Below are 10,664 nucleotides of genomic sequence, written 5' to 3' on the forward strand. Positions count from 1 at the left end.
TAGGGTTAAGTCATGGGCTTTCTTTTGGATTAAGTATAATCAACCATAAGCTTGTCTTTTGACATGGATTATTCATCTAAACCCTAAAAACATGATTAAGAAAAATGTTTTGTCAATAATGTTGCTATTGGCTGTTTTCAATGGCTTAAAGGCGCAGTCGAGCAAGGTATATGATAACCTAACTGTGCCGAGCAAAATCTTGAAAAGCGACCGAAAATACGCTATTTATTTACCTCCAGGCTATGAAACTTCACAGCGTAGCTATCCTGTGTTGTATTTATTGCACGGGGCTGGCGATGACCAAACAGGCTGGGTCCAATTTGGGGAGGTGCAGCATATTGCTGATAAAGCCTTTGAAGAAGGCAAAGCTACTCCGATGATTATCGTGATGCCCGATGCCAATACAGGGCAGCGCGGCTATGCCAACGATGTTAGAAATGAGTGGCGTTATGAAGATTTCTTTTTTCAAGAACTCATGCCTTACGTAGAAAAAACTTACCGTATCAAAACCGAAAAACGCTTTAGAGCAGTGGCAGGCTTGTCGATGGGCGGAGGCGGGTCGTTTACCTATGCTTTACATCATCCTGAGTTGTTTTCATCGGCCTGCCCGTTGAGTGCAGCTACTGGCCCTATGGCGCTTGAAGATACCAAAGCACAATTAAAACGCGCCAACCCTGATGCAAACTATACTGACGCCGAAATAGAAGCTTACTTTAAACGGCAAAGTGTACTCGAACTCATTAAAAATATGCCCGATGACCAAAAGAAAGCGGTTAGGTGGTATATCGACTGCGGAGATGATGATTTTTTGTACGAAGGAAATTCTTTGGTTCATATCGCGATGCGTAAAAAAGAAATCCCTCACGAATTTCGCATCTACGACGGTGGGCATACGTGGACTTATTGGCGACGTGCACTTCCTACGGTGCTGTCTTTTATTTCGGATGCTTTTCACCAATATTAAATTTAAAATATTGGTCATACAATCATATTGAGAATTAGTGGGGTTAGATGTAAATTTAAGGTCTTAACCCCCTAACTCTTGAGATATGAATTACTCCAAAATTTTCCTTTCTACCCTTTTGTTTCTACTCGGCTCTTTTGGACACTGGTACATTATGTATTGGCAGTTCAAATCTCCTAAATGGATTACTTCTTTTTACCCTTATTTGTTAGCCCTAGCTTGTACTTTTCTCTGGATTAAAGCCTCCGAATATGGTGTTCAAGGGTTTAATGGTTCAATGTGGTCTAATCGCTTTTTATTTTTTGTGACGGGCGTCATTGTGGGTTCTATCCTGTATCCGATTCATTTTGGGCAAACATTCACTCTGAAAGTAGTGATTCAACTTGTACTTGCGCTGTTGATTATCGTAGTATCAATTTGGTAGCTTGGCTTTTCCCCTGAAGAAATTTATTCCTCAGGGGAGTTCCGCCTTAATATTGAAAATGAAGTGTATTAGGCTCGTTGTGATAAGTGGTGGTTTTTGAAATAGGTATCCCTTTTTCGTTGTATTGATACCCAAAGGTCGTAATATTCTGCGCTCCCGTCGCGGCCGAGGTAGTAACTGCTTTGGCGGGGTTGTTGATATGAAACAACGCGGAAGGGACGTATGGATAAAAAGCCACAAGATTTAGTGGATTGTAATTGTTGTCAAAACCGCTATAATCTATTTTTTCATATAACTCATACTGGTTTTTGAGAAACAAAAAATAATCCACGTGGGTACAGTTGCTTTTTGAATCATACGTATACACCCATTTTGTTTTAGAAGGGCTGTCGGGCTGTTGATGGGCTTCGGGAGTTACTTCTTCTCTTTCACTTACCTGGCCTTTTATCGTGAATTTTAGATAAGTAGTTGAAATCAATCTTCCTCCCGAGAAGCTTTCAATACGCTCTAGAATACCGTTTTTGTAATGATAATCATGAAAACCACGGTTGGAGTTTACACGGATAAGCTGCCCTGCGGTGTTGTATTCGAAAGTATTTTCGATGCGCTGCACTTGCGTTGGGTCTGATATGACATATTGCCACTGCGAGATATACTGAGTAATACGACCGGCAGCGTCGTATTTGAACTCCTGAAATTCGGTCTCATTTCTGAAAGCTTTTTGGAGCTTGGGAGGAATCGAGAGGGGCTCCTCAGGAGTAGATTCGCCGTGTGTATGACGACAAGCGTTTAAAAATAAAAGCATCGCCGTAGCAATGGCAAAGGAAAGCAACGAAGGAGTTTTCATATGTATTGGCTGTATTTTGAATGCACAAAGTTTATCAGAATAGAATACACAAGAAAAAGCGAGATTTATGAAATGTTGGAAATACAAGCCGAAGTGTCGAAATAGTCGTATAGAGGTAATAGAAGAAAAAATGTAAAACTAATTTTTATAACTAAAAAAATAGTTTTACATTTAGGAACCAGAAATCAACATTGTCTTATTTTTTCTAAACCTATTTCTTCAAACACCATGTACAGCTATTTATTGAGCCTTATCGCCTTGTTTTCTGCCCCACAACAAACAACCCAAGTCAACAATACCGTGGGAATTTATGGGAGCTGCCGAGACAATACCACCAAAGATTTTCTAAAAAACAGTGCCGTATATGCGGGTTTCAAAACAGGAAAACAACTATTGGGGCAATGCGACGCCACTGGCAAGTGGGATTTCAGAATACCCGATTCGACCCAATACCTTTCGTTTGAGGTAAAGGGTTATCATACGGTTACTTATCCGATTCATTTTGTTGGGAAAGTTTCAAGTGCGGCCAAATTCCCTTTATTTGTAGAAATGAGCGAAAAAGACTCTTTGCCTTTAGCAGTTCCTACATGGCATATATACCGATTTGCGATAGTAGATAGTTTGGACTTAGAGCATCGGTGGGATATAGTTAATACAACTAGATATGGAATGTTTTACACCAATAAAAATTACTACAAACGCTCTTCCGTAATCACCTTGTCCCATGAGGAAGGAAAATATGTATATAAAGCCTTTACAAAAACGGGAAAAGTAGTGATGAAACGAGAGTTTACGATTTTGGCAGGGATTAATTTTTTGGAAATGACTATTCAAGATAATGAAGTAAAGGAAGATATTGTCGAACTTGATGAGTCGCGAGTTAATTCACTTAAACCTAAATCGTTGTATTTTAAACAGAGTAGTCATGACCTCACGGAGCAAACTCGAATGGAATTGGATTCGGTGGCGGGGTTTTTAACAAACGAGAAGGATAGGAAGGCGCTCATCACGGGCTATACTGATGGCGTGGGAGAGCGGTCAAAAAATATGATTTTGTCGGAATATCGCGCCAAAAGAGTCAAGAGCTATTTGTTAGAAAAAGGAGTTTCACCGCAGCAACTTGAAATAGAATGGAAAAGTTCGTCCGAAACGGCTACTTCTAATGATAGTGAAGAAGTCAAAAGTAAAAATCGACGTGTTAAGATTACATTTTTGTAAAAAATGGACAGATGAAAAATTGGATTCTAACAGTTGGGTTGTGGGGCGGACTAGTGGCGCATGTTTCTGCTCAGTCGTATATAATGGTAAAGTTGGCACCCAAACAAGGGCTATTTTTTTATGAACGTACTAAGTTTCTGTACCCAAATCGACAGTTTCATCATCATTTCTCAAGTGAAAATGCCTTCAAAACAGAAACCGTAGTAGTGAGTGACAAATCGCCAAGTGTGCTGATTTTTCAACAAGAACCCGCCGATATGATTCCTCTTTTCTTGTTTCCGCAAGATACGCTTACTGTGAGGGTATCTATGCAAGGAAAGCTGATGTTTGAAGGTAAAAGGGCCAAAGAATGGGAAATGATGAAGAATCTAGTGAAACAGCAGTCTTTTACGGAGCCTTATTTCATGAATGTAAACTTTAGACACTGGAAAGATGCCGAGATGTATTTGGATTCGGTCAAAAGAGATAGTAAAGTTCAAATAGCGCAGTTGAGGCAGGAGGGTGGGTTTTCAAAAGAATTTATGAATTATCTCCAAAAAGAACGGAGTTATCAATGGATGGCGTCGTGGTTGAGGCACCGAAACAGGTCGTTTCGAGAGCTACCTTTGTCAAAGGAATTGACCCAACTAAAATCCGAACTTATCGCCGATTCACTGAATGTAGGCTCCATGTTTAGGATTCCTGCGCTGTATGGGCTTGTGGAATTGGAATGTGGGTGTTATAAAAAAGATACTTTTGCCGAAGGTGAAGAGTTTGCGGCTTTGTTTAAGTATGTCCGTACGCACTATAAGGGCAACTTAAGGACTCAACTTTTACTAGTTTTGTTGTATGAGCAAATTGCGATTACGCCACATTATGCCTCCAACAAAGCTTTTTATCAGCCTTACTTGGAGGAGTTTTATGCTTCAAATACTGATTCAGATTATGCAGATTACATAAAACTACGCCTAGAAGAAGCAAATTCTCCTAGGCGTAGATAGTGACTTTGGGTAAAATATTAGAAGTCAGCAAATTGGCCGTACATTTCTTTGAGTTTGGGGTCGCGCTCGGCATTGCGAATGTCTTTACGCATGGCTTTTACGCCTTCAATATCCGTCAGAAGGCCCAATACTTGATAGGCACCAAAACGAACAAAATAAGCGGGGGCGTTGCGAGCCGTGGTTTCGAGCATGGGAAGGGCACGGCGCTGCACCTGCGTATTGGAACGAATGAGATATTTACCAAATACCTGCAAGAAATTATATACTTCGGCGGCTTTAAGACGGTTCATTTTTTGGATAAACCAGTCATATTGCTCAGGCTTGCCCAATCCTGCATAATAATTGGCCACGGCGGTTATGATTTCGCTGTTGGGGGCATTTTCAAAACGAGCTGCGACGTCGGCAGCATCATCAGGCTTGCCAATAAGGTAAGCATCAAGTGCAGCTGATACCACCTGATAAGAACTGTCGTTGAGGGCTTCGCGGAAAAGAGGGTCGTTGGTATTGTCGCCAAAGGAGGCAAGCGTGATAATAGCTTCCATACGTACCCGAGGATGAGGATCAACGCGGGCTTTACTTTGAAGAGTTCGCTCTACTTCATTAAACTGTAATCCGTCATATTCGGAAAAGTTAGAAACAGCCAACTGCCTGATTTTCCAGAACTTGTCGCTCATTGCGCGCATCATCAGATTGCGTACCGTAGAGTCAATCATTTGCCCTTCAAGGCGAGTGAGGGCTTCGTAGCGAGCCAAATATTTATCACAGTTATTGTATTGAAAAATCCACTCAGCCTTGCTTTTTTCGTAATCAACCTCTCCTAAAATTTGTTTTTCAACATCAAAATCGACTAAATCGGGTGGTTGTGGGGCCGGAAATTCAAAGGTTTGTTTGGCCTGATTGACTACAATATCGTGACTCTTTTTTTGCCCATTGACCCATACATCTACCTTAAGAGGTAAGCGATAAATAGGGGTATAGGTAGAATCTTGTAGTTGGTTTATTTTGAGATTGATCTTGCCATTAGCCCAAGTTTTCTCTACTTTGAGATTGGCATGACCTGATGATAAAAACCATTGATTAAAAAACCAGTTGAGGTCTTCGCCCGTTACTTCTTCAAAAGCTTCGCGAAGGTCATTGATTTCGGCAGTTCCAAAACCGTACTTTATGAGATAATTGCGAGAAGCCGTAAAAAATGCTTCATCACCCACATATTTGCGAAGCATGTGCAGCACGCGTCCTCCTTTGGCATAAGAGTGGCTGTCAAACATATCTTCAGAATCAGTATAATGATACCGAATCAAAGGTTCCTGTTTTTGTTCGGCTTCACCCAAATATTGCTGTAGCTCGCCCTGTGCCCACAAATCAGCTTCTTCAGTACCCTTTTTGTGTTCGTTCCAAAGGTATTCGGAGTAGTTGGCAAAGGCTTCATTGAGGGGCAAATGTACCCATGATTCGCAGGTAACCAAGTTGCCAAACCAGTGATGCATCAGTTCGTGGGCAATCACATTGTCGGAATTGCCGTCGAGGAGCGCACGGCTATCAGTTTGTACATTTTCGGCGTGTACGGTGATAGAAGTATTTTCCATGGCACCTGCTACAAAATCTCGAACCGCTACTTGCGCGTATTTATCCCACTGATATTCGACCCCAAATTTTTCCTCAAAAAAAGCAATCATTTCTTTGGTGCGGCCAAAAATCGCTTTGGCATGAGGGCCATATTCAGGCTCTACATAGTAGCTTAGTTCTAGGCCATTAGGAAGCGTTTCTTTTTCAACGGCGAAATTTCCTACTATAAATGCCGCCAAATAAGGTGCGTGTGGGAGTTTTTGTACCCAGCGGTCGGTGCGGGTACTGTCTGGATTGACGGTAGAAGAAATTAGCTTTCCATTCGAAATTGTTTTAAAGCGATTTTCTACCGTCAACCGAAAATCTTGGGTCATTTTCTCATTAGGGCTATCCACCATCGGAAGCCAACAAGAATTGTATTCGGTCTCGCCTTGTGTCCAGATTTGTTGAGGTTTTCCTTCGTCGAGGCCATCGGCATTGATAAAATAAAGCCCCTTGTCGCCTTTAGGCCCTCTCAGATTATCAGGAAGTTCGTTGGGCTTGGCTACATAATCAATCAAAACATGTAAGGTATCGAAACGGCTGTATTTACGTCGAAGTTTGATTGTAAGGAGGCGTTTGTCGTAGGTATATTCGAGAGGGTCTGAAATAAACTCTCGAACCATTTGTCCGGTAGTAGAATCGCGACGGGCGAGGGTATCAAGGTGAAATATTCCTTTAATTTCTAGTCCTTTAGCGTCGAGCTCGAGGGTGCTTTGGGGATAAAAATAAGGTTTAAATGTAATAATAGCAGAGCCAAGCGCATGTTGACGAAGCCAGTCAAAACGCATTTCTAATTGGGTATGTAAAATATCATTTTTGAGAGCTCTAGTGGGGCGATAAGGACCTTTTTTTGGTGCCCAAGTAGGAGCTTTGCGAGTAGTGTCGGCAGGAGAACTACCTCTGGCAAACGCCCCAAAGGTGAAGCATATAAATAAAGAAAGTATAGCGAGATTTTTTGACATTAGATAAATCCTTTGTTCTTACGACGTTGATAATCAAAAAAGTAATCCATAAAACGCACAATCCGTGCCGTAATACAGGAAAATAACGCAAAGTTCGGAAACCTATTGGGAAGAGCGAAATAAAATTCATAAAAAAAGCCTGCTGATATTCAGCAGGCTTTTAAGTATGAGGAGGATTTATACCAATTCGGCTTCTTCCACTAAGTTGTGTTTTACCAAATATTCCGCAATCTGAACGGCGTTGGTGGCAGCTCCTTTACGGAGATTATCGGCCACAATCCAGAGATTGAGGGTTTTGGGCTGTGACTCGTCGCGGCGGATACGCCCCACAAATGTCTCGTCTTTACCGTGGGCGGTCAGAGGCATGGGGTATATTTTATTTTTTGGGTCATCTTGAATCACCACGCCTTCGGCTTGGCCCAAGATTTCGTAGACTTCATTGAGGTCAAACTCATTTTCAAATTCTATATTGACTGCCTCTGAGTGACCGCCGATAGTAGGGATGCGCACAGTAGTAGCAGTAACGGCGATATTATCGTCCATCATGATTTTCTTGGTCTCATTGGTCATCTTCATTTCTTCTTTGGTATAACCATTGTCCAAGAAAACATCAATGTGAGGCAATACGTTGAGGTCGATAGGGTGAGGGTATACTTTTTCTACGCTAGTATCCCCTTTACGCTCTGCAAATAGTTGATCTACTGCGGCTTTCCCTGTTCCGGTCACGGATTGGTAAGTCGAAACCACCACACGCTTGATACCATAACGCTTGTGTAAAGGGTTCAGTACTACCACCATCTGGATAGTTGAGCAGTTGGGGTTAGCAATGATTTTGTCTTCTTTAGTTAACGTAAAAGCGTTGATTTCAGGTACTACCAATTTTTTGGTAGGGTCCATCCGCCAAGCCGATGAGTTGTCGACTACCGTAATGCCCGCTTCGGCAAATTTAGGAGCGAGTGCCAAGGAGGTTCCCCCACCTGCCGAAAAAATAGCGATAGCTGGCTTTGCTGCAATGGCATCTTCAAAGCTAACAATGGTGTACTGCTTACCCTTGAACGTGACCTGTTTACCTACGGATCTTTCTGATGCAACCGGAATGAGTTCTGTTACGGGGAAGTTGCGTTCTTCGAGTACTTTGAGGATTTCGCTGCCTACCAAACCGGTAGCGCCTACTACTGCGATTTTCATGATGGTTTTGGCCTCCAGCCCCCGACGGGAGAGTGCTTTTAGAGTGATTAGAGATGCTCCCATCGGGGGTGGGGGCAAAAAAAAATCGTCACCGTGAAGGTTAAGAATCTGGACAAACACGCTGGCTAGGTGGGGTCAATTTCCCATCTGGCTCCGCGTGTCTATTTAGATTTCTTTGTGTTCACAGTGACGATAAAAATGTGGGTGCAAATTAAATTCAAACTTTAAAATTAAGCAAGAAAAAGAATGCCTTTTTTACAATAAAAGCCTTGATTGTTTGCCAAAATGGTAAAAAGACCTTTGAAAAATTGAAAATTATGTTCTCCACGTCCATATTTTGGTAGGAGTAATACAGTAATCCATGCGTATGTCGAAAGGGTTGAGGTCGTCGATACGAGCAATAGGCTCAAAAAGCGAAACCCCGACCTTTAAGACCTTAGGGTGGCATTGAGCCAAAAAACGATCATAAAATCCTTTGCCATATCCTACTCGATAGCCTTGTAAGTCAAATGCCAACAGTGGTAGCAGTACAAGGTCGATATTACGGATATTGTATCTAAGGCTATGATGAGGGTCGGGTTCCAGAATTCCCCATTGGTTCATGACAAGGGTCATATCAGGTAGCCATTGATAATGCTCCATTTCGGGGGTATCGGGTATCGTCCGTGGAACAGCTATTTGGGTTTTGAGGTATTTTTCTTGGAGTGTATAAATAATAGGGAAAGTATCGACTTCATTGAGCCGTTTGATTGGCAGATAAGCGTGTACAGCTTTGAGTTGTTCTACTGCAAAATGGGTAAAAAAAAGCTGCGCAATCGCCTTGCTTCCCTCCAACACCTCAGAGTGAGCCAAGGCTTGGCGACGTTCAGAAAAAAGGCGGCGCAGCTCTTGTTTTGTCATAATTTTACTTGATTCCGCCCATCCAGTCTTTTAATGGGCGTTGAAGAATGAGTATAATTCCTCCTACAACAATACAAAACCAAACGATACTCATAAACATCTGAGGCATTTGTTGGACGTTTTCTTCGTCAAAACCGCCAGCAAATAGACCCGCAAACAAATTCCCCAAGGCAGCCGCTACAAACCAAATCCCCATGAGTTGGCTCAGGTATTTTTTAGGAGCTAATTTAGTATAAGCGCTCAAACCCACAGGACTGAGACAAAGCTCCCCTAAGGTATGAAATAAGTAAGTGAAAATCAGTACAAAAGCAGAGGCTTTTACTCCCGTAAGGGCTACTTTGGCGCCCCATACCATGAGATAGTAGCCAAAGCCTAGTAAAAACAAGCCTATCGCAAATTTGACCAGCAAAGGAGGGTTGAGTTTTTTCTTTTCTAGAAATACCCATATACTACCTAATATAGGGGCAAATACTAAGATATAAAAAGGATTGAAGTTTTGGAACCAACTAGAAGGCATCCCAAAAGGAAGTTCAGAGTAACGGTCGGCAAATATTTGAAGTGATGACCCTTGCTGTTCGAATCCTGCCCAAAACAATACCGCACCCCAAAACAAAATGAAAAGTATTACAATGCGTTTCATTTCAATTTTAGAAAGATTGGAAGCAAAGAGTAAATTAGCAAAATAAATAATTACAACTGCTACCGCAATGATTCCCATCGAAGTAGCTACGCCAGATTTACTATTCCAAGTAAAAGTACCGTTGAATTGTAAAACAAGAACAAACACTAATAGCGCGGCAATTAGTATCCACGATAAAGGATTGGTTTTTTTGGCTTCTTTTTTCTCTTCTGCTAATTTGGGCGTCATACCTTTTTCTTTAAGGTAAGGCTGCGCAAAAATACGATAGACCAGCAACCCTAAAAACATCGCCACTGCTGCTGCTCCAAAGCCATAATGCCAGCCTACTTTTTGTCCCAAATAACCCACAATCGTAATGCCTAGAAAAGAGCCAAGATTGATACCCATATAAAAAATGGAAAAGGCTGCGTCTCTGATAGCACCTCCTTCAGGGTATAATTCACTTACGATAGAGCTGATGTTGGGTTTGAGAAGTCCAGTACCGATTGCTACTAAGGCTAGACCTGCAAAAAACACAGCCTCTCCCGCCGGAAAGGCCAACACGATATGTCCCAACATAATAGCGATACCACCATACCAAATGGCTTTACGCTGTCCTAGTACATTGTCGGCTAGCCACCCGCCTGGTAATGACAATAAATAAACCGAAAAAGTATATAATCCGTAAATCGCACCTCCTTCTCCTTCGTTGAGCCCCATGCCGCCATTGGTTTTATCTAGTAAAAACAGCAGAAGAATAGCTCGCATGCCATAGTAGGAAAAACGCTCCCACATTTCGGTAAAAAATAAAACAAATAGACCCTTGGGGTGGCCAAATAAAGTCTTTTCAGTCATAGAGAAGGTTGGTTTAGTTGTGTTGAAAAGGATAATTAGGCATAGTCACTTAGATGATTTTATCAACCTATGACTATGCCTACATAACGCAAATGTAAA

General features: G+C 41.9%; 9 protein-coding genes. 4 read left to right on the top strand and 5 right to left on the bottom strand.

Translation table 11 applies throughout. The features are described from left to right. The first annotated feature begins 91 nt into the window (after window positions 1–91). Window positions 92–964: an esterase family protein gene (locus P1X15_RS10540; RefSeq protein WP_277338096.1), complete on the top strand. Its 873-nt coding sequence runs from the start codon at window positions 92–94 to the stop codon at window positions 962–964. A gap of 85 nt (window positions 965–1,049) precedes the next feature. Then, window positions 1,050–1,388, top strand: a complete 339-nt coding sequence (locus tag P1X15_RS10545; RefSeq protein WP_277338097.1) for a hypothetical protein — start codon at window positions 1,050–1,052, stop codon at window positions 1,386–1,388. A gap of 46 nt (window positions 1,389–1,434) precedes the next feature. Here P1X15_RS10545 and P1X15_RS10550 read toward each other — a convergent pair whose 3' ends face one another. Continuing rightward, window positions 1,435–2,235, bottom strand: a complete 801-nt coding sequence (locus P1X15_RS10550; RefSeq protein ID WP_277338098.1) for a hypothetical protein — start codon at window positions 2,233–2,235, stop codon at window positions 1,435–1,437. Between the two features lie 228 nt (window positions 2,236–2,463). Here P1X15_RS10550 and P1X15_RS10555 point away from each other — a divergent pair, with 228 nt between their 5' ends. Then, entirely contained in the window at window positions 2,464–3,453 is a 990-nt protein-coding gene (locus P1X15_RS10555; protein WP_277338099.1) for an OmpA family protein, read from the top strand. 11 nt (window positions 3,454–3,464) lie between these two features. Further along, window positions 3,465–4,433, top strand: coding sequence for a hypothetical protein (locus P1X15_RS10560; protein ID WP_277338100.1), 969 nt, complete (start codon window positions 3,465–3,467; stop codon window positions 4,431–4,433). Between the two features lie 17 nt (window positions 4,434–4,450). Here P1X15_RS10560 and P1X15_RS10565 read toward each other — a convergent pair whose 3' ends face one another. The 4 genes from P1X15_RS10565 to P1X15_RS10580 form a co-directional block, all read right to left on the bottom strand. Next, window positions 4,451–7,003, bottom strand: a complete 2,553-nt coding sequence (locus tag P1X15_RS10565) for a M1 family metallopeptidase (RefSeq protein WP_277338101.1) — start codon at window positions 7,001–7,003, stop codon at window positions 4,451–4,453. A 177-nt stretch (window positions 7,004–7,180) separates the two neighbouring features. Continuing rightward, window positions 7,181–8,191: an aspartate-semialdehyde dehydrogenase gene (locus P1X15_RS10570; protein ID WP_277338540.1), complete on the bottom strand. Its 1,011-nt coding sequence runs from the start codon at window positions 8,189–8,191 to the stop codon at window positions 7,181–7,183. A 315-nt stretch (window positions 8,192–8,506) separates the two neighbouring features. Next, window positions 8,507–9,091 carry a 5-formyltetrahydrofolate cyclo-ligase gene (locus tag P1X15_RS10575; protein ID WP_277338102.1) on the bottom strand — a complete coding sequence of 195 codons (585 nt, stop codon included), beginning with the start codon at window positions 9,089–9,091 and terminating at the stop codon, window positions 8,507–8,509. 4 nt (window positions 9,092–9,095) lie between these two features. Further along, window positions 9,096–10,565, bottom strand: coding sequence for a peptide MFS transporter (locus tag P1X15_RS10580; protein WP_277338103.1), 1,470 nt, complete (start codon window positions 10,563–10,565; stop codon window positions 9,096–9,098). Window positions 10,566–10,664: the final 99 nt, after the last annotated feature.

The sequence above is a fragment of the Runella sp. MFBS21 genome (assembly GCF_029433105.1).
GTDB lineage: Bacteria > Bacteroidota > Bacteroidia > Cytophagales > Spirosomataceae > Runella.